Genomic DNA, 21,462 nt, shown 5'->3' on the forward strand with positions numbered 1-21,462 from the left:
ATTAATCTAACAACTCAAAATTATGAAATTAAAACTACAAAAGACAATTTATATGTTGTCCAAATATTTCCTCTATGGGTTTGTAGTGCAGCTGATGTTCTTCAACCTGGTGATGGCATCAGAGGTTAATGCCCAATACAAAAGTATTGATGAGGTGAAAATGCAGGTTCCTAGTCGAACCATGACATTCGATCAAATCATTCAACACATCGAAACCACTACAGATTTTCAATTTGCATTTGACAAGAGTGATATTGATAGGGATCAGGTTATCATGCTTAATAAAAGAAATGATACTGTAGAAGGAATCTTAAGGCAAATAGCTGCCCAAAATGACGTTTCATTTAGGCAGGTTAATAATGGTATTGATGTAAGCAGGGTCCACAGAAAACGATCTCAAATTCAAGAGATTCCTGAGCAAACCATCAGAGGCACCATTAAGGATGAACAAGGAAATCCAATTCCTGGGGCAACCATTTTGGTGAAAGGGACTACTATTGGGACTGCGGCAGACCTTGATGGTAATTTTTTATTGGACGTGCCTGAAGGAGCTACCATTATGGTTTCTTTTGTGGGCTTTGTTACTCAGGAATTTGAGATAGGTAATCAATCTAGCTTTGAAATTGTATTGGAAGAAGATTCGAAGCAATTAGAAGAGGTAGTCGTAGTAGGTTATGGTACTCAGAAAAAAGTCAATCTTACCGGTTCTATTGCAGCAGTAAAGACTGACGATATTGTTGATGTTCCTTTGGCCAATTTATCCAATGGCTTAGCAGGTAGGGCACCGGGTGTGCAAGTGGTCGGTACTTCAGGTCTGGCTGGTGCGAGTTCTTCTATTCGAATCAGAGGAAGCTTTGGTGAACCACTATACGTTATCAATGGTGTAATTAGAAATAAATCTGATTTTGATGCCTTGAATCCCAATGAAGTTGAAAATATCAGTTTTCTAAAAGACGCTGCTAGTGCCGCTATTTATGGATCTAGTGCAGGTAATGGGGTAGTATTGGTGACCACCAAAGGAGGTAGCAACCAAAAACCAGTTTTTGAATATAAGGGGAATTATTCCTCTTCAAATCCAACACAACCCATTCAAGATTATTCTGCTCAGGATGAGTTAAGGTATCTGAATAATGTAGCTGATTCTAGGGGACTTCCCCATCCTTATGGAGAGGAAGTGATGAATTATTTTTCAGATAAGTCTTACAGCATTAATGATTTGATTTGGCAAACTCCTACTGTTCAGGAACATAATTTAAGTGTAAGGGGCGGGACGGAAGATGTGAACTATTATGTTATGATGGGCTATCATACTGAAGAGGGATCTTATAAGAACCTAGGTTATGATAGGTATAACTTTAGATCAGATATTTCTGCAAAGATTACCGAAAAACTTAAAATGAGCCTAAATATCAGTGGAAACCAAAGGGATTATAATAGATGGTATTGGCCATATGATGGAGCAGAAGATTTTAACGTGGGTGATTTTTACAGAGCAACATTCAACTGGACCAGATTATATCCTTTTTATGTAGATGAAGCAGGAAATCCTACCAATAATCCAAATGATATACCCGTGAAAACATCAGGAGGATGGCATCCACCTCAGTTGATGCTTAATGAGGGTGGTTATAGGGATACCCGATACAGAACGTTTGATGGTATCCTAAAATTGGATTTGGATTTGAGTGATATTACAGAGGGCTTGAGTACCAGTGTTCAAGGCAATATCAATGCCTATGATAGGAATATGAAGTCCTTCGTGGTACATAATAAATACTATATTTTCCAGTCTGCTGATGCGAGTAATAAATTTATTCCAGGCCCGGTGAATTTTAACCAAATGGGTAGTCATAACCTGAGTTCAGGTTATGAAAATATACAGGAAAATATTACCCTATCTAATGCCTATCAGTTTAACTGGTTCCTGAATTATCAGCGATCTTTTGGGAAACATGATATAAGTGCATTGGCAGTTTATGAGCAAGCTGGATCGAAAAGCAAGTATATCAATGGTCGTGCCGAGGATTTACTTTCCACTACCATCGACCAAATCTATAATACATCTTCTGATACGGAGAGACGTTGGTTTTCCGGTTCTGAGGGTGAATTTGCCAGGGCTTCGTGGATAGGTAGGGCCAATTATAAATATGCTGAGAAGTACATTGCTGAATTTTCTTTCAGGTATGATGGGAACTATAAGTTTGCACCAGGTAAAAGATGGGGATTCTTTCCATCAGGCTCATTAGCATGGAGATTGAGTGAGGAAGAGTTTATGAAGGACTTATCCCTATTTGATGAATTGAAACTCCGTGCTTCCTATGGTACTACTGGTAGTGATGGGGTAGATGCATGGAGATGGAGTCAGGTATATCAAAAGTCAGGAGGTTATGTGTTTGGCAGCTCTCTTTATGATGGTCTTGTGCCTGGGGCAGTCCCCAATCCTGATATTACTTGGTCCACCATTTCTATGTGGAATACGGGAATTGAATTTGGCTTGTTTAATAACCGATTGGTAGGTGATTTTGATGTTTGGGGAAAAACAGAGAGTGATATTTTGAGAAATAGACAGGGGACTACGCCTACCACTTATGGTGCCGACTTGCCAGCCATTAATTATGCGGAAAGATCCTGGAAAGGTTTTGAAATTAATTTGGATTGGAGAAACCGCATAGGTGAATTGGAATATAGTATTTATGGCAATATGGGCTATGCCAAGGACCAGTGGGATATCTTAGATGAGCCTGAATCCTTCACCGACGGAACGTATGAAGGCAATTGGAGAAGTAATATCGGACATCCTAATAATAGATTGAGTGGCTATATTTCAAAAGGTATCATTAGAACCCAGGAACAATTGGATGCCTTGCCAGAAGGTTTTACCCAATTTGGTAGGGAGCCAGTTTTGGGTACCATACTTTTTGAGGATATCAGAGGAGCTAATTATAGTGAAGGCGCAGATGGAAAGATCGATGGAAATGATCAAACTATTTTAAGTGATAATGCCACCCCTAGAATTAATTATGGTTTAGGCTTTAGAGGGGAATGGAAAGGTTTTTCACTTAATGTCCATTTCCAAGGCGTAGGAGCTTATGATAGAATGGTAAGAACCAGAAATGGTGGTGGTGTATTCCAGATTGGTGATAGACCATATTTTGAACTGTGGTCTCAGGACGAATACTGGACTCCTGAAAATACAGATGCCAAATATCCAAGAGTAGCCGGTGTCTGGATGCAACCGGAATATGGTGGTGGCCCATCAACTTTCTGGATGAGAAATGGTGCCTACTTAAGGCTTAAGAACCTCAATTTAGGTTATACTTTACCACAAAAATGGTTCAATAAAATTGGACTTAATAGGGTGCAACTTTATGGGAATGCCACCAATTTATTTGTGATCACAGATCTAAAAGAGCATGATCCTGAACAGGCCACCCTAGACTCTTATCCGTTGATGAAAACTTTCACCGGTGGCCTTACTGTACAGTTTTAAACCTGAAATCTGAAAATCATGACAATTAGAAAATATAAAACCTGGATATATAAAGCATTCGCTTTGATACTAAGCTTAGGCCTAGTTTTATCTTCCTGCGATAATGTGTTGGATGAAGTGGACGATCTGAGTAATTACCCAGGTCAGGGAACTTTTGATGATGTGCAGACGGTAAATGCGTACTTGTCGGCTTTGTATGGCAGTACCTTTGGAGGCTGGCCTTTAAATGAAGGAAACAGAGCTGATGAAAGTGGTGGAATCATAGGTCCAGACTGGATTACAGAAAACAACGGAACCATGAAGTTTTGGCCTTATGATATTGTAAGGCGGGTAAATATCATGCTTGAAGAGCTTCCTGCTGGTAATATTGATCCTGAGGATCAGTCTGAATTGATCGCACAAGCTAAATTTATTCGCGCCTATCTTTATTTTAAAATGGTGTACTACCATGGTGGTGTTCCGATTATTACGGTGCCTCAGCAATTGAGTGATGATTTGGAAGTACCAAGGAATACTACAGCAGAATGTTTTGATTTTATCATTAAGGATCTTGATGAAGCCATTAGTAATCTTCCTGTAAAATACTCAGGGGATGATTTTGGAAGAATTGATCAAGCCACAGCCAGGTCCTTCAAAGGCAAGGTGTTATTGTACAAAGCTTCTCCACAATTTAACCCATCCAATCCTTATGATAATAGTCATTGGCTAGATGCCTATCAGGCCAATTTATCTGCAAAGGAATTTTTGGATGCCAATGGTTATGGATTGTTGGATAACTATACCGATGTATTTGAAACTTCTGATCATAAGGAAAATATATTTTCCGTGGTTTATGTGGATCCCATTAAGACCAATGGAAGAAGGGAAGATGCTGTAAGGCCACTTTCTGAATCAAAAAATGCTACTGGCGGTGATCAGCCAATTTGGGCTTTGGCAGAGGCATTCCCTATGAAAGATGGAAAAATGCCAGGTGACCCAAGCTCAGCATATACCTACGATGTCCAAAGTTTCTGGGAAAACAGGGATCCACGATTTGCAGCTAACCTGGTTTGGAATGGTGAAAATTATCCTTTGAGTGGTAAGACTGACAGAAGACAGTATACGATGACCAATATTGCCCTTTCTGTGGATGCCTTCGGGTATATTATCCAAGGGGAATCCGCCTATAGAACGGGGCTATTTTGTAGAAAAGGCATCATGGAGGAACTTCCTCCAGAGTTGGTGAATATCAATGATGTAGATTGGCCAGAAATGAGGTATGCTGAGGTATTGTTCAATTATGCAGAAGCGGCCAATGAAACAGGTCATCCCAATGAGGCTATCCAAGTACTGAAAGATATTCGCGCCAGGGCAGGTATTGAGGCAGGAAATGATGGTATGTATGGATTGACTCCTGGAATGTCCAGAGAAGAAATCAGAGAAGCGATTCTTCATGAAAAGTACATCGAGATGGCCTTCGAAGGTCAGAGATTCTGGGACCTAAGAAGGCACAGAATGCTTGATCGATTGGATGGTATGCACAAATATGGGGTGATGGCTTTGGAAGTCAATGGCAGAACTTATGACCAAGTTACGCCAGAGGATGTTGCAGCAGCCAATAATAACTCCCTGTTGCCAGGTGATTTCTCTTATGAAGTGGTAGAATTAATTACTACAGGACCTAAGGAAATGAGTATGCCTGAGAAATATTATTTCTTCCCGATACAACTTAACCACTTGGACAGAAATCCAAACTTGGAACAGAACCAAGGTTGGGAAGGTGGGACTTTTGATCCTACACTTTAATAAAATGAATGACTCATGTGGTGTTGACCTATTGGTCAATGCCGCATGGTTTTTTTTTAGTCCTCAATTTAGTTGAATAAAAAGATGAAATCGATTTTCAAATTGTCCTGGTTGATGCTGGTGTTTATTTATGCCTGTTCCGAGAAAAGTGTCAGCCTAAAATCAGAGGGACTTTTAATCAAGCTGAACAATAAAGGTGAATTAGTATCTCTTGTGGATCCAAATTCCACGATTGAATATTTAAGTGATGTTGAAAAATCTTTCTTGCTTTGCCTTGGGGCAAATGGAAAGGAATATATGCCCCAATCGGCTGGTATAAATGAAGAAACGGGGCTGATAGAACTTGGGTTTGATGAGCTTGGGGTGAATGCCAGCATATCTTATGAAGAAAAGGGCAACTATGTCAATTTTGAACTAAAGGAGATTTCAGGTGATAAATCTGTGGATTATGTTATCTGGGGGCCTTATAAGACTAGTCTATCAAAGCGTATCGGTGAAACTGTTGGAGTTGTTCAAGGTGATGATTACGCAATCGGCATTCAAGCATTGAATATTAGAACATTGGGAGGTTATCCTACTAACGAAGATGATACTGAGCCTGCCTATGATATTTTTGCTTCCAATGATTTGGTAGATGTATCAGACAGTATAAAAGTGCTCTATAGGGGACAGACTGCCAGAAAAATGGAATATGGTAGTAAGCTTCAAGCCTATTCAAGGAACAGAGATGAGGATAAAGTAATCCCTGTTTGGGGGCATGACCAATACCAAGTTTCAGCATTTGAGGATGAGGGAGTTATTGGATCCAAGATTGCTCTTTACGGCAGTCAGCCAGAAAAGGCCCTTGAAATCATTGGAGAAATAGAGCAGGCAGAGGGTTTGCCACATCCAAAGATCAATGGTGAATGGATCAAGACCAATCCTGAGGCAACTTCATCTTATTTAATCATGTCTTTTGGGGAAGGAAATATTGAGGAAGCATTGGGTTTGACCAAACAAGCAGGCCTTAAGTATTTGTACCATGGTGGTCCATTTGTAAACTGGGGCCATTTTAAATTGAATGAAAAGTCTTTTCCAAACAACTGGGAAAGCATGAAGACTTTGGTAGAAAGGGCAGAAAAGGAAGGTATCCATCTGGGAGTGCATACCCTGTCCAATTTTATTACCACCAATGACCCATATGTAAGTCCAGTGCCTGATGAGCGATTGGCCAAAGTAGGCTCATCAGTATTAGTTGGAAATATCGATGAATCAGCAAAAAACATCCCTGTAGAAAGCCCAGGTTACTTTAATCAAATGAAGAATAATAATCTCCATACTGTACAAATTGGGGATGAATTGATTCGATATGAAGAGGTTTCCACTGAAAAGCCATGGAGATTATTAAACTGTGAACGGGGAGCTTTTGGTACTCAAGCTTCCAGTCACAAGGATGGAAGCAAGGTGTCTAAGTTAATGGATCATGGATACAAGACTTTTTTAGGCAATGTTGAGCTGTCAGAGGAAATGGCAATTACCATTGCGGATTTTTGCAATACTACCGGAATTAACCAAATTTCATTTGATGGGCTTGAGGGGAACTGGGCCAGCGGCATGGGCCAGTATTCCCGTCAACTTTTTGTTAAAAAATGGTATGAGCACCTTAAACCTGAGTTAAAGGGAGAAATCATCAATGATGCCAGTAATCCAGGTCATTATTTTTGGCATATTTTCACCAGGATGAACTGGGGGGAACCTTGGTATGCAGGTTTTAGGGAGAGCCAGACCCAATACCGTTTGATGAACCAGGATTATTTTGATAGGAACCTCATGCCTAATATGCTGGGATGGTTCTCGCTTTCATCAGGCACCAGCTTGATGGACGCTGAGTGGCTTTTGGCACGGGCAGCAGGATTTGACGCCGGCTTTGGATTGTCCACTTCTTTTCAGGCCATTAAGGAAAATGGTAAATCAGGTGAGATTTTGAATAAAATTGCCATTTGGGAAGAAGCAAGGCTAGCAGGAGCTTTTAATGTTGAACAAAAAGAAGGGCTCAAGAATATAGATAAGGAGTATAGTCTGGAAAAAATCGGAGAAAATCAGTGGGCTTTATCAGAAGTTATTTCTGATATTCACAGAATTGCCCAGATGGAAAAACAACCTGGTGAGCCAGTTTTTAACACCTTGGGATTCAACAATTCCTTCGAAAAACAGCCTTTCAGTTTTGTTATTAGCACTGAAAAAGGTCAGGGCCCTTCTAAAATTAAAATGGAGATTGATAATTTTTCTGAGTTAGAAATATCCGCTGATTTAAGTGGTGGAAATATGCTGGCCTATGAAGGAGGTGATCATGCCACCCTTTATGATAAAAACTGGAATAGCTTAAAGAAAATCAAAATAGACCCTTCCAAGCTGGATGTGTCAAAGGGAACTCATGAAATTATTTTGGAAATGAATGCGGAAAACGGTACAGAGATCAAATTTGAGTTAATCCTTAAAGGAGAGCCATCCATAATTAAGGGGGAATAAAGTTTCATGAGTTTATGTAAGATGAATACTCGAAGAATAAAGAGTCCCTTGAAATCTTTTTTCAAGGGACTTAAGCTGGCTGTTTTGGTGATGTCTCCCATTGTCTGCCAAGCGCAGAATACACAAGGATTGCCCATATATAAAAAAGAAGTAATTGAAAAAGATTGGTTGGTGGAGCCCATTGGTAACGCTACACAAATTTACCGAACAAATGAGGGTAATTTAGTTTTGAGCAATGGTTTGGTGAGCAGGGTTTTTGATGTCAAAAAGGGAGGAGCCACTTTGGGCTTGGATAATCTGATGACAGGAGAGAATCTGTTACGCTCCATAAGGCCCGAGGCAATGGTGGAAATCAATGGGATAAGCTTGCCTGTAGGAGGATTAATAGGACAGCCCATCCATAATTACCTATTGGATGAATGGATTGAGGATATGGAGGTGAATCCTGGGGGGCTGAAATTGAAAGATTTTAAAGTGGGCAATACGGAGGCCAGGTTTGACTGGCAAAAGCGAATGGAGTGGATGCCCAAAGACCTGCCTTGGCCTGCTCCGGGCAAGCAACTTACATTTGTCTATTCCGGAGATGAGAGCCTAATAGCCTTTTTGGCCACACAGGGAAATACTGATGCAGGAAGAAAGCTTCTGTTTCAAGATGAATTTCAATCCTTGGCAGATCATTGGGAGGTGTATACCTCCAAGGGGGATGAACGAAATTCCTTTATAAATGAGGGAAAAGTGGGAGAAATAATGGCCTTGGCCAATCAAAGTGTTTTTGCGGAACTCCCTAATCCCTCTGGGGCTAAGGTGTGGATTGTAGAACTGGATCCAGGTACAGACCAAGCTGCAAGTTGGGGACTAGGTATGGCTTTGGTCGACAAGGATGGAACTGCTTATAAATTTAATGTCCGTACAGGGGAGCAGGCATTTGGTATATACAATGGGAAGCAAGAAAGAAAAATCAAGGGCTATCAGTCTGGTAAGTCCGTTTTTTTAAGGATTGAGCAAAATCCAAAGGGCCTTTCATTTTCCTATTCTTTTACAGGGAAACATTACCAAACGATAGGAGAGCTGGCTTCAACGAACCCGGAGGTGAGTAAGGTAAGAGTGGGGAAAATGGATCAAAAAGGTGGTTTTTCGGATTATTCCGCCCCTGGGCCTAGAGGAAGAAGTAGGATTAAGCAAATAAAGGTATTGGGTTCCCTTAGTCAGGATAGCCTAGGGTTTGTTGCCGATAAATTTCAGTTTTTGAAAGACGTACAAGTACACGTCCATTATGAGATGTATGATGGTATTCCATTGGTTTCAAAGTGGATAGAGGTAGTGAATGATTCAGAGGAAACGATTGTTTTGGATAGCTTTAAAAGTGAAATTTTGGCCTTGACAGAATCAGAAAGTGCTGTTGATGCAAAAGTGGAGTGGAGGAAGCCCAATATTACCATTGAAACAGATTATAGGTTTGGCGGGATGTCAGATGATAATTTGTATTTGAGCAGTATTGCCTGGAATGAGGATCCGCTCTATAAAACCCAAGTCAATTATGGATTGAATACTCCTGTACTATTGGAGGCCTATCCAAAATTGGGTCCAATGAAAACCCTAAAGTCAGGAGAAAAACTAACTAGTTATAGAACTTGGGAATTGTTTCATGATAGTTGGGATAGGGAGAGAAAAGGTTTGGCTGTTAAAAGGATGTACCGATCACAAGCACCTTGGACAACGGAAAACCCCATCATGATGCATGTTAGGAATGCGGATAACGAATCGGTAAAAAAAGCGATTGACCAATGTGCAGAAGTAGGCTTTGAAATGGTAATTATGACTTTTGGAAGTGGTTTTCAAATAGAAAATGATAGTCCGGAGAATATTGGTAGAATGAAAGAATTGGCAGACTATGCCCATTCAAAAGGAATTGCTTTGGGTGGATATTCCTTGTTGGCTAGCAGGAGTATCGATAAGGAGAACGATGTAATCATGCCAGAAGGTAAAAAGCCAAGATTTGGAAATTCACCATGCTTAGAAAGCGAATGGGGTATCAATTATTTCAATAAGCTATATGATTTTTATAAAAAGACGGGACAGGATATTTTGGAACATGATGGAAGTTATCCGGGGGATGTCTGCGCCAGTCATGCACACCCAGGACATAAGGGACTGGAGGATTCCCAGTGGAACCAGTTTGAGCGAATCAGCAACTTTTATAAGTGGGCCAAGGGTGAGGGGATTTTCCTCAATATACCGGACCATTATTTCATGAGTGGAAGCAATAAAACGGGGATGGGATATAGGGAAACCAATTGGTCCTTGCCAAGGGCCCAGCAAGAAATCATCGAAAGACAAAACATATATGATGGAACCTGGACCAAGACCCCGAGTATGGGCTGGATGTTTGTTCCTTTGGTAGAATATCATGGAGGCGGAAAGGCTGCAACCATTGAGCCATTGAAGGATCATTTGCCCCATTATGAGCAAAGGTTGGCCAATTTGTTTGGCGCTGGTGTGCAGGCTTGTTATCGTGGACCACAATTGTATGATAGTCCTGAAACCAAGAAAGTGGTTAGCAAGTGGGTGGATTTTTATAAGGCACACCGAGATGTGTTGGATGCAGACATTGTCCATATCCGAAGGGCCGATGGAAGGGATTATGATGGTCTCATGCATGTAAATCCATTTGGGGAAGAAAAAGGCTTGATCATGCTGTATAATCCTTTGGATGTGCCCATTGTAAAGGAAATTAAGGTGGGCTTATACTATACTGGACTTACAGAAAAGGCACAGCTTATAGATAGCGAGGGAAAAACCTCTACACTTGACCTCGATCGAGCATATAATATTTCACTTCCCATAACCATTCCAGCAAATGGTCAGCAATGGTTTGTAATCAAATAATTTCAGAAGTAACAGTAAAAAAATATGATAAATGGAATGAAAAATTTGAGGGGCACACTATGCTTTTTCATGGTTGTGTTATTTATTCATTGTTCACAGGCAAAGGAAAAGATCTACAGGATTTCCAATAAAAGTATTTCAAGAAATATCAAGCTTGAAAATGGAAGTTTAAAAACCATTTCATTCGTCAATAAGAACACAAAGGAAGAAATTCCGGTCAATACCCTTTATGAGTTTCAATTGAGGATTTCAGAGGGAACTGATAAAGAAGGAACAGATCGACTTGTCAATTCAGATGCCTTCCAGCTTAAGAAGGTATTGAAAGAGGAAAAAGAACAGCTTTCTTTTCTCTTGGAGAGCAAGCAATATGGACTGGAGGTAGAATTGGATTATGCCCTAAATGAGGGTGAATTTTATACCAACAAAAAATTAAAGATCAGGTCCCAAATGCCCATAACTATAGAAAGGGTGGACTTGGAACTTGTGGATGGTGGAGTGTTTCAGCCCTACCAGAAAAAGCTAATCACAGCCAAAGGACCAGCTCAATGGAAGCCAGGTTTGGGCCAGCCTTTATTTGGTGAGGATGCACCTTTCTTTATGGGGGTGGAATTCCCTGCCAGTTATAATTATGTGGAGGAAGGAAAGGCATACTGTGGGTATTTAATAGGGAAAAGTTTAAAGGCAGGGGAAGCTTACAGCAGTTATAGTTCAGTATTTGGTCTAGGTGAGAAGCAGGAAACTATTGAAAGGACTTTTCAAAAGTACATAAGTGAAAAGAGGGTTAGGCCTTTGAGGCTACAGGTCCAATATAATAGCTGGTTTGATTTTGGCGGTAGTGTGGATAAGGAAAAGTTCGCCCAAAGTGTGGCAAAGGTCCATCAAGAATTGGTATCCGAAAGGGGAGTGCCTGCATTGAATGCTTATGTAATCGACGATGGATGGCAGGATGTACAAGCTGATTGGTCCGATAAGGTATGGAAAGTGAACGGCAAGTTTGATACTGATTTCAAATTTAGTTTTGATCAGGTTGGCCAGGCCTCTTCACAGCTCGGTCTATGGCTAAGCCCTGGTTGTCTTTTTGGTGCCCAGAGGGCTGCCAAGAAACTGGGAGAGCAGGGTTTTGAGTTATTGGGTAATTGGATGAGTATGGCTGGTCCTAAGTACATGGGCCTTTTGGAAAAAAGAATGCTGGAACTTACTGAAAGTGGTATTTCCTATTTTAAGTTAGATGGAGTTTTTGGTCATTTAAACATCAGGGAGTTCGAATTGAATGGTAAAGATTATGGTGTTCCGACAATGCCACAATTGGCTACAGCTGGATTAAGTCCCTCGGATTCCTTGCTCAATGATCCCAAATACGATGAATTGAAAACCTACTACCTGGTAGCAGGTACAGAAAGGCTGATGGAAATATTCAAAAAGCAGCATGAAATCAATCCTGAAGTGTATATCGTGATATCCAATGGCGCTTATTTGAGTCCGTGGTGGTTAATGTATATTGATGCTGTATGGATGATCAATGCTGGTGACGCAGCAAGAGGTAGTTCAAGAACGGAGGAATTGGTGTATAGGGATGGGGTATACTATGATATTTGGAAAGAGGAAAAAACACAGTTTCCAATGAATTCTATTTTTAACCATGAGCCTAAAAAGGTCAAAACTGGAGAGAGTAAAGAGGGCTTTATGCAGTACCTATTGATGAATTTGTCCAGAGGGACGGGTTTTGTGGAATTATACCTGAAGACCCCACAATTATCCGAAGATGATTGGGATGTATTGGCCGATGGCTTGAAATGGGCGCACCATGCTTTCCCATATTTTGAGACAGTAGCCATGCATGGTGGTGATCCAAAGGAAATGGAAGTTTATGGGTATACTGGCTGGAATGAAAAGGGCGGTTATTTTTCCATTCATAATCCTAATAAAAATGAAGCGGTTGACTATTCCATCGATCTGGGTTCTGAATTGGTTATGATGGAAAAATCAGGAAATTATGGATTGAAGATGGTGATCGGAGACATGTCTGAAAACAAAGCCTCATATAAGTTGGGTGATAAAATAAGTGTGAATCTAAAGCCTGGAGAAGTGAAGATACTGGAATTTGAACTCATAGATTAATAGCGCATTTCGTTACGACTGGCTTTTTAATAGAGTTTTGTTTAAACTTTTTTGAGCTGCCCTGTAAGGAATTGTAGGGCAGTTTTTTTATGAATTAGATGATTTAAGAATTGAATTAGTAAGAGGTTTTATTAAATCAAATCTTTTAAGTTATTTAGACGAATTAATTAGTTTTTGATCTTAAGTTTAGTAATATGAGTTTTTACAGATTATTGATTTTCTTTTTCTTCATTCTTTTTAATAGTTCAGTATTCGCGCAAAAGCCAAATTCGCTTCTTTTACAAAAAGTGAATATTGAAGAGCTTTCTGGAAGAAATTTTACCTTATCAGGGAAAGTCCTTATAGAAAAATTCAACCATAATTCGGGGGTGATTCCCGTTGCCTTTAATTCAACTGGAACAGAAATTTTGGGAAAGGCAATCATGGACTTAAGTGCTATGGACAAATTTTTCAAGCCAAATGAATGGACAACTTTTACTTTAAAAGGAAAAATTGATAAAAACAGTAAAGAGCTTGCTGTCGGCTTTATGTATTCTGGTAAGTGTAGAATGTATTTTGATGATTTGGAATTGTTTGTTGATTCAAAAAAGGGGAATGGGAAGAACATATTAAATAATGCTGGATTTGAGGATGGGAAGTTATTTCCTTGGTTCCTGTCTAATAAACCAGATGAAACACAGGTAAAAATTGATTCGGAAAGGATCTTTTCAGGAAATCAATCCTTTTTAATTGATAATAGCAGTTTTAAGAGTTTTGAATTGGGTGAAAACTCTAAAGCTGGAAGGTTTAAGTTAATAAATGGCGTAAACCTTTATTATGAAATCTATGGTGAGGGCAAACCTTTAGTGTTGCTGCATGGGAACAATGAATCCATTTCATCTTTTTCTCAACAGGTAAAAGTGCTGTCAACGCAATATAAAGTTATTGCTCTTGATACCAGATGTCACGGTCAGTCCAGTTGCAATGAGGAAAGCCTTAGTTATGAATTATTTGCCGAAGATGTTAATGGACTGTTGGAGGAATTAAATATTGATAAAGCCTATATTTTGGGATGGAGTGATGGGGGAAATACAGGGTTGATTTTAGCGCATCAATATCCTGAGCGAGTGGAAAAGTTGGCGATTATGGCTGCTGTGCTTTATAATGATGATTCTTCTGTAGATAAAAAGGTAAATAGAAATCTACAGCGAAAAATTGAGGAAATGGAATCTCAAGGGATTTCAAAAACTGATATTAATTTCCGATTAACCAAGCTTTTATTGGAAGAGTCCAATTTGGATGCGGAATATTTGAATGAAATAGATTTGCCAGTTTTGGTAATGGCCGGTCAAAAGGATATTGTGAAGTTTGGGCATACTAAATTGATTGCTGAGAATCTGCCGAATTCAAAATTGAAGATTTTCAAAAAAGTAGGGCATGAGGCTCCCTTAGATATCCCTGACATATTTAATAAGACTATATTAGAATTCTTTAATGAATAAGGGCCAAATTCAAGAGTTTTCTAGAATTCCCTTACTGTGTAAAATGAAAAAATCCCGGTCTCAATTAAGACCGGGATTCTTTTTTTGGGATGATTTATTTAAGCAACTATTCTATTTCAATGGTTTGAATTGGTGCATTCCAGCCTCCAATTTCTATCAAGGCATTTGTGCTTTTTAATTGATCATAGTCCAAGGTGATGGTTTTTTCGCCACCTGGAACTATAGATATATAATTATCGCTAAAGAAGGTAGGTAGAAGCCTTTCTTTGGTCTTAGCATCAATTAAAGAGATACGGTTAAAGAAAGAAACCGTGTTTTCAGCATCATTGCTCAGGATCAGGCTTATTTCTGAATCTGATATCTTTTTGGCAGTTGCTGTAACTTTCGCCTCTTCCATATTTTGTAATCCTGAATAATTGCCTTCAGCATCCGGCAACCAGTAGAAATTGTCAGATATTAGTTTTTGGTTTACATCTAGTAGTTGCACAGAAAGGAACATGCCTTCCTCGGCACTCATTTCATCAATCCTTTTCTTCAGGGACATGATTAATCGGATGCTGCTTGGTTCGATATAAGTAAACACTTGCGTCAATTGCTTGCTGTTTCCTTTCATATCATAAGCCGTGACCCGTAGCATAATATCATGTTGCTGCTCAAAGCTATTATTGGCGATCATGATATTGCCTTTAACAGGATCATACATGCCGTGTACAGCTTCACTTCCGTTGCGTAATCCATATAGACAGGCATTAGGATCTAGATAGTAGTCATACATTTGTCCTCTTAAAGCCGTCCAAGGGTTCTGGGTTTTCCATATGATAACTCCAGTATACCAGTCCCACATATGCGCTGAGAATCCTTCCATTAATCCGCGGTATTGGTTGTAGTTGACCAGTTGGGCCTTCTCGGCAAAATCCTCCATGTCCTTTGGGGTGCCATATGGTTCAAGGGAGTTACTATAGTCGATATATTTGTGGTAAGTCCAAACTTCGTCTTTGATCTTTTCAGTGCCTTCTATCTCTACAGGAACTACATGGTTTTCCTCTGGCAGGAACCTTTTCAAGGATACAGCATCTCCTGTTCCAACAGAACCTACTTCAGAATTGAATGGCCAAGTGCGTTCTGCCCAAAATGTAGAGATATCCTGAATACCATAAGGACCGTCACCATTTCCGCCTTTGAAATTATAGGACATTTCATCGGAGTTGGAGTAGTCTATAAACCAACGGGTGCCATCATATTTAGGTAAAATTTCATTTTTAATGGCATGCATAATATCTGCAGGGGGAGTGATTTCATTACCCCCGCACCACATGGCCAAAGATGCGTGGTTTCTCAAAAGCTTTACCACATCCTCAGCGGATTGAATAAATAGGTTGTGATCATCTGGATATTGTCTTCTGGTCCATTGGTCATCCTTTTTCTTAGGATCCAACCATCGGCCATTACAGTCACCGGAAATCCAAAAATCCTGGATCACCAATAAACCGTATTTGTCACAGGCTTCATAGAATTCCGGTCTTTCTGGTAATGCTCCGCCCCAAATACGGATCAAGTTAAGGTTCATGTCTCTATGGAACCTGATTTCTGCATCATAGCGTTCTTTGGAGAATCTTAACATGGCATCGGAGATGATCCAATTACCACCCTTAATGAATATTTTCTGTCCATTTACCGAAATTTGCTTGCTTCGGGTGTGGCTGTTCCATTCAGTTTGTATCTCTCTTATACCAAAATTAATTTTTTCACTGTCTGAAATATTTCCATTGATAGTGAATTTAAGGTCTAGATCATAAAGGTTTTGATCTCCATATCCACTTGGCCACCACAATTTTGGATTTTCAAAACTAAAGTCAGGCAAGGCGACTTCTTTGGTCTCATTTGCTCCAAGAGTTACTGATTGGCTAATCGTCTTTCCATTCAAAATATATTGCAAGGTTCCGTTTACAGGCCCATCTTGGGTGTTTTCCAATTCGGCAGAAACCTTAATGGTAGCGGGTTCTTGAGGCTCTCCTGGGAAACGCTGCCCATCTACCAATGTGACGATGTGAGGGTTCTTCAGGTTGACCGCTTGGGTTTTTTCTATAAATACCTTATCCCATATTCCTGTGTTACGGTCACGAACAGGCTGGATCCAGTCCCATCCAGCTGTATATTGAAGGGCTACTCCTTTTGCTATGGTGCCATCACCACCTTGACCGCCATTGGGATTGCCTACATGATCAGCAGGATGAACCAATACTGCCAAACGGTTTTGGCCATTTTTGGCCAATAGCTCCGTGATATTAAATTGTTTACGCAAGTACATGCCCTTGAAAGGTTCTTTGTTGACTTTTTTTCCGTTAAGGTAAACATCAGCACTGTAGTTGATGCCTCTAAAGTTCAACCAAACCTGCTCGCCTTCCTTGGCAGTTTCTGGAAAGTCTTTTACAAACCAATAAGTATAGTATTCCCTACCAGTATCATAAATATCTTTTATCTTTTCATTGTTCATTCCATAAAAAGGATCGGGTACTTTTCCATTGTTTAACAAGGTGGTCAATACCGTTCCGGGTACAGTGGCAGGCATCCACTTTTTAAGTTTATAGGAAGTATTGGAAATTTCGATTCCATTGGCTTTGGTATCACTTATTGGATTGCAATACCATTCACTGTTCAGCTCATAAATATGCTGTGCGCTGGCTAACTGGATAATGCAAAGGCTAAAAATCCAGATTTTAATGATGAGAAAGTAAGATTTCATAGGCTTGAATAGGTTGTGTTTTAAATATGTGTTTTGTTAAAATTTAACAAAAGGCCCTTAAAGATAATTAATAAAATATAAATAGTATGTTATAGTTGGATAATATAGTGTCGTTTTTGACTTGTTTTATTTGTTTCTGGTGTAAGTGTCTGAAAATAGGTTGTGAAAATAACCTATGATAGGACTTGTTTCGGGTTGAAAGGTGTTTACTGGTTTTTTTTGAAATTCGGACTAAACATGGAGTCATGTTTAAGTTTGATAGGAATTCTATGGAATTGCTGGTTTTTTGTGGAATTATATTCTTTGGCTTGATGATTTTTTCCTATTTTAGATGGCGTTTAAGCATGCTTCATCAATGGGATGGTTGCTGTGAGTTTTTAAACTTGTTCATCTTAATGAAGTAAGCTTAAATTGAAATGAAAGCATCTGCTTTTTCTTGTTAAAGGATGGTTTTTAGCAGATGATTTTCCTTCCCCTACAAGCCCTAATTAAACTGTGTTCGTTTATTATAATCCTTTCAAATGAGGCAGTTTACCATTATTTAATGAATTAAAATCTATTGAGCAAAAGACTTTATGTCTATAAGTCTTCAAGGAAGGGTTTTGTCTAATTAATCAACAATGAGTTCCTTAATATTAATATCAATAATGAATAATATAATTAAAAAAGTAGGCATTTGTGGGATCTTTCTTTTGTTCCTTCAATGGCCAAGTTTTGCGCAACAAGTGATTCCTAAAGACACGGTAAATTGGAATGGCTTTGAGAGGGTAAACCTAGAATTGGATGGTCGAAGTGTAAGAATCATTTCGCCTGAGTCCAGCTTGGAAGGAAAGCCTTGGTTATGGCGGGCAAGGTTTCCAGATTGGCATATTGAACAAGACTTATTATTATTGAAGGAAGGGTTCCATATAGTTTATATTGATACGGATAATTTGTACGGGAGTCCTCAGGCAGTTGAGATTTGGGATAAGCTTTATCAATGGTTGGTAAACAAAAAGGGCTTTAATCCCAAACCAGCACTTTCAGGAGTCAGTCGGGGAGGGCTTTTCGTTTATAATTGGGCAAAGAAAAATCCGGATAAGGTTGCCTGTATATATGCTGAAGCACCTGTTTGTGATTTTAAAAGTTGGCCTGGAGGGCAAGGCAAGGGAAAGGGGAGTGAAGCAGATTGGGAAAGATTAAAGTCTATTTATGGTTTTACTGATGATCAGGCGGCGCAGGATTATAATGACAATCCCATTGATGGTTTGGAAGAGCTGGCAGAAAATAAGGTTCCCATTCTTCATATGATAGGGTTGAACGACCAGGTGGTTCCTCCAGAAGAAAATACTTTTGTTTTAGTAGATCGGTATACCAAGTTGGGCGGTCCAGCTACTGTGGTACCCTGTACAGAAGGTGAGCAAGATCTTTATGGCCATCACTTTCCTATAGAGTCGCCGCGATTGGTAGCAGATTTTGTAAAGTATTATGCGGCGAAGGGACTCAGGCTTTCTTCCTCCGATTTTTATGATTTAAGAAAGGGGCTGAAGAATTCCCAGATCAAATTTGAAAAGAGCAAAAAGGGAAGAGTAGCTTTTCTAGGTGGATCTATCACTTATAATCATGGTTGGAGAGATAGTGTCATGAACTATCTTCAGGAAAGATTCCCGGAAACTGACTTTGAATTTATTGCTGCTGGAATCCCTTCCATGGGGACTGTTCCAGGGGCTTTTAGATTGGAGAGGGATGTTTTGTCCAAGGGACCTGTGGATTTGCTTTTTGAAGAGGCTGCTGTGAATGATGAGTCCAATGGGAGAAGCAATTCCGAACAAATAAGAGGAATGGAAGGTATTGTAAGACATGTGCGGAAGGCAAACCCTTCTGCAGATATAGTGCTGTTCCATTTTGTAGACCCAGATAAAATAGAAACATATAATAAAGGTGGAGTTCCTGAAGTGATCAAGAACCATGAAAGTGTGGCAGAACACTATGATTTGCCTTCCTTAAATTTGGCCAAGGAGGTTACAATGAGGATTGCCAATGAGGAATTCACCTGGGAGGATGATTTCAAGAACCTTCATCCTTCGCCTTTTGGGCAACAGGTATATGCACAGTCAATGATCCATATGCTGGACGCTGCATATTCTGGTCATTTGGACCCAGATGATAAATTTGAAGCATATCCCTTGCCTGAAAAACTGGATGAGGGTGCGTTTGATCATGGAGAATTATTGGAAGTAGAAATTTTCAAAGGTGTCAAAACCTGGAATTTCAATCCTTCTTGGGAGCCAAGTGACGGAAAGGGTACTAGGGCAAATTATGTGAAAGCACCGATGTTGCAAAACGAGGGGCCCGGCAGTAAACTAAAAATCAATTTTGAAGGAAATGCTGTGGGAATTGCTGTGGCAGCAGGGCCTGATGCAGGCATAATCTCCTACAGGATTGATGGAGGAGAATGGCAGTCACAAGACTTGTTTACCAGATGGAGTAGCAATTTGCATTTACCTTGGTATTATGTATTGGGAGCTGATCTTGAGGAAGGAAAGCATAAATTGGAACTGAAGGTCTTGGAAGAAAAAAATCCGAACAGCACAGGTAATGCCGTTCGGATCAGGTACTTCTTTATCAATAAATAAAGGTCAAGTAATGTGGCTATTATAGGGATTATGGTTTGATGCCTACCCTGTAATAGCTGCCTTTATTGCCTGTTTCAAAGGCTTCTTCTAGCTCATCCAATGGATATTCGATCCCTACCAACTCTTTGAAGGGATATTTTTTGTGGGATTTTTCCAAGAATGAAATGGCATTGGCCAAGTCTTCTGGAATATAATTGTGGAGCCCTCTAATCGTCAATAGGTTTCTGACCAGATATTCCGCATTGATGGCCAAATCCCTTTGGGAATATACTGATCCCACCAAAACGATGGTGCCACCAATTCCCAGCAGTTGAATACAATTTTCTATGGCTTCAGGAACACCGGAGGTTTCGATGACCACGTCAATATTTCCATGTTCTTTGGCAAAGTCCTTTAGCTCTTCTTCCCCAAAACTGAATGCTTCATCCGCACCGAATGATTTGGCGTGATTGGCTTTTTCAATATTGATGTCTTGTACCCAAACATTGGAAGCGCCCAATTCTTTGGCCATTGCTGAGGCAGAGAGTCCAAGCATGCCTACGCCATTGATCAAAACATTTTTTCCTGTCAAGTTTCCAGCCAGACGCATGGCTCCGGCAATAGTGGCATGGGTGCAATTGATTGGAGCCGCTTCTGTGTCTGTTAGTGCCGCTGGCAGTTTGAATATTGTGGTTCCTTTACGAAGGTGGCAATGGCTGGAAAAACCTCCGTTAAGTTGGTATTTCTCGCTGATTTGTTCATGTCCGTATTTGTAAAGTCCCTCTGACTTTTGCGGATATCCCTTTTTGGAAGTTGTTGAATTCGGATCATGAGCGTATACCGACCAGGTGATTTTATCTCCTGCTTTTAAAGGAGTCCCATAATAATCCAAAACACCTTCTTCTGAGATCTCCTCAATGATACCGATGATTTCATGTCCCAATATGCTGTGGCTGCAAGAGTGCCTTCTACCATAAAAAGTATGTAAATCACTAGCGCAAATTGTCGCATAGCTTGTTTTGACCAAGATTTCTTCTTCTCCTAAATCGGGGAGGGCTATGCTTGATTTGGTAAAGGGTGTTTCAGCTTTAATAAATACTTTTGCTACAGCTTCTTGTTTCATTTTATGGTGTTTATCTAAGTTCTATAAAGTAAATGACCAGAATGATGGCCTCGGAATCAGTAGTGTTTACAGGCACATGGGGAATATTCCCATTAAAGAATAGAGAGTCTCCTTCTTCCAAGTCGAAGTTCTTGTCTCCCAATTCATATTTGAGGCTTCCTTTTATGACATATAAGTATTCAAATCCTTCAGTGGAAACATGGCTTCTCTGGGCATCAGGCTTGATGGTCAAGAGAGATATTTCCATCGAAGATCTTTCTATTTTGTGATTTAGAATAAGTTGGTAATCAAATCCTATAGATTCTTCTTCCTTTTTAATAGATTGGTAATCAGTTCTTTTTTTGATAATGTATCCTGGGAATTCCTTATCGCCTTTTAGGTCGGCAAAGAACTCGTTTAAATCCACATTCAAGGTGTTGAGCACTTGAATGAGTGAAGGCAGGGTAGGAAAGACACGGCCGTTTTCTATTTTGGAAAGCATGGCAATACTGATGCCTGTCTTATCGGCGAGTTCTCCCAATTTGAGGTTTTGGGATTTTCTTATTTCTTTGATTTTAGCGCCAATCCAAGTGGTTAAGTATTCTGAATTATCCATAGTGTTATTATTGCTTTAACTATGTGAAAGTACGGCTGTTTTTCTTAATATGAAAATTCTTAATGATTGCAATGTCGATATAATTTTCCTTATATGAAAATTAATTTCCGTTAATGAAATATTAACTCATTGATAATAC

The 21,462-nt window shown here is 39.7% G+C and carries 10 protein-coding genes; 7 read left to right on the forward strand and 3 right to left on the reverse strand.

The window, feature by feature from the left end; translation table 11 throughout:
* The first annotated feature begins 22 nt into the window (after positions 1–22).
* The 6 genes from H7U17_RS04365 to H7U17_RS04390 all read left to right on the forward strand — a co-directional run bounded on the left by H7U17_RS04365 (position 23) and on the right by H7U17_RS04390 (position 14,268).
* Positions 23–3,490: a TonB-dependent receptor gene (locus tag H7U17_RS04365; RefSeq protein ID WP_222439135.1), complete on the forward strand. Its 3,468-nt coding sequence runs from the start codon at positions 23–25 to the stop codon at positions 3,488–3,490.
* 18 nt (positions 3,491–3,508) lie between these two features.
* Complete coding sequence (locus H7U17_RS04370; protein ID WP_222439136.1) at positions 3,509–5,275, forward strand: RagB/SusD family nutrient uptake outer membrane protein; 1,767 nt, start codon at positions 3,509–3,511, stop codon at positions 5,273–5,275.
* 84 nt (positions 5,276–5,359) lie between these two features.
* Complete coding sequence (locus tag H7U17_RS04375) at positions 5,360–7,783, forward strand: hypothetical protein (protein ID WP_186755253.1); 2,424 nt, start codon at positions 5,360–5,362, stop codon at positions 7,781–7,783.
* Between the two features lie 21 nt (positions 7,784–7,804).
* On the forward strand, positions 7,805–10,669 hold the full coding sequence (locus H7U17_RS04380; RefSeq protein WP_186755255.1) for a hypothetical protein: 2,865 nt from the start codon (positions 7,805–7,807) through the stop codon (positions 10,667–10,669).
* A 36-nt stretch (positions 10,670–10,705) separates the two neighbouring features.
* A complete protein-coding gene (locus H7U17_RS04385) occupies positions 10,706–12,787 on the forward strand; it encodes an alpha-galactosidase (protein WP_186755257.1) in 2,082 nt (693 codons plus the stop codon).
* Between the two features lie 194 nt (positions 12,788–12,981).
* Complete coding sequence (locus tag H7U17_RS04390) at positions 12,982–14,268, forward strand: alpha/beta fold hydrolase (RefSeq protein WP_186755259.1); 1,287 nt, start codon at positions 12,982–12,984, stop codon at positions 14,266–14,268.
* 106 nt (positions 14,269–14,374) lie between these two features.
* On the opposite strand, the gene H7U17_RS04395 is transcribed toward H7U17_RS04390, so the two are convergent.
* Positions 14,375–17,011 carry a glycoside hydrolase family 2 protein gene (locus H7U17_RS04395; protein WP_186755261.1) on the reverse strand — a complete coding sequence of 879 codons (2,637 nt, stop codon included), beginning with the start codon at positions 17,009–17,011 and terminating at the stop codon, positions 14,375–14,377.
* Positions 17,012–17,658: 647 nt separating this feature from the next.
* Here H7U17_RS04395 and H7U17_RS04400 point away from each other — a divergent pair.
* Positions 17,659–19,626, forward strand: coding sequence for an SGNH/GDSL hydrolase family protein (locus H7U17_RS04400; RefSeq protein WP_186755263.1), 1,968 nt, complete (start codon positions 17,659–17,661; stop codon positions 19,624–19,626).
* A gap of 28 nt (positions 19,627–19,654) precedes the next feature.
* Here the strand turns inward: H7U17_RS04400 and H7U17_RS04405 are convergent, their stop codons facing one another.
* Together H7U17_RS04405 and H7U17_RS04410 are read right to left on the reverse strand one after the other, a co-directional pair.
* Positions 19,655–20,728, reverse strand: coding sequence for a zinc-binding dehydrogenase (locus tag H7U17_RS04405; protein WP_186755265.1), 1,074 nt, complete (start codon positions 20,726–20,728; stop codon positions 19,655–19,657).
* 10 nt (positions 20,729–20,738) lie between these two features.
* Complete coding sequence (locus H7U17_RS04410; protein WP_186755267.1) at positions 20,739–21,323, reverse strand: helix-turn-helix domain-containing protein; 585 nt, start codon at positions 21,321–21,323, stop codon at positions 20,739–20,741.
* Between the last annotated feature and the right edge of the window lie 139 nt (positions 21,324–21,462).

The organism is Echinicola salinicaeni (genome assembly GCF_014280965.1).
Lineage (GTDB): Bacteria > Bacteroidota > Bacteroidia > Cytophagales > Cyclobacteriaceae > Echinicola > Echinicola salinicaeni.

Excerpts from the sequence above, each read along its gene's own strand:
- H7U17_RS04385 (WP_186755257.1), top strand. The coding sequence starts at position 10,706 with ATGAAAAATTTGAGGGGCACACTATGCTTTTTCATGGTTGTGTTATTT.
- H7U17_RS04395 (WP_186755261.1), bottom strand. The coding sequence starts at position 17,011 with ATGAAATCTTACTTTCTCATCATTAAAATCTGGATTTTTAGCCTTTGC.
- H7U17_RS04405 (WP_186755265.1), bottom strand. The coding sequence starts at position 20,728 with ATGAAACAAGAAGCTGTAGCAAAAGTATTTATTAAAGCTGAAACACCC.
- H7U17_RS04370 (WP_222439136.1), top strand. The coding sequence starts at position 3,509 with ATGACAATTAGAAAATATAAAACCTGGATATATAAAGCATTCGCTTTG.
- H7U17_RS04365 (WP_222439135.1), top strand. The coding sequence starts at position 23 with ATGAAATTAAAACTACAAAAGACAATTTATATGTTGTCCAAATATTTC.
- H7U17_RS04375 (WP_186755253.1), top strand. The coding sequence starts at position 5,360 with ATGAAATCGATTTTCAAATTGTCCTGGTTGATGCTGGTGTTTATTTAT.
- H7U17_RS04400 (WP_186755263.1), top strand. The coding sequence starts at position 17,659 with ATGAATAATATAATTAAAAAAGTAGGCATTTGTGGGATCTTTCTTTTG.
- H7U17_RS04390 (WP_186755259.1), top strand. The coding sequence starts at position 12,982 with ATGAGTTTTTACAGATTATTGATTTTCTTTTTCTTCATTCTTTTTAAT.
- H7U17_RS04380 (WP_186755255.1), top strand. The coding sequence starts at position 7,805 with ATGAATACTCGAAGAATAAAGAGTCCCTTGAAATCTTTTTTCAAGGGA.
- H7U17_RS04410 (WP_186755267.1), bottom strand. The coding sequence starts at position 21,323 with ATGGATAATTCAGAATACTTAACCACTTGGATTGGCGCTAAAATCAAA.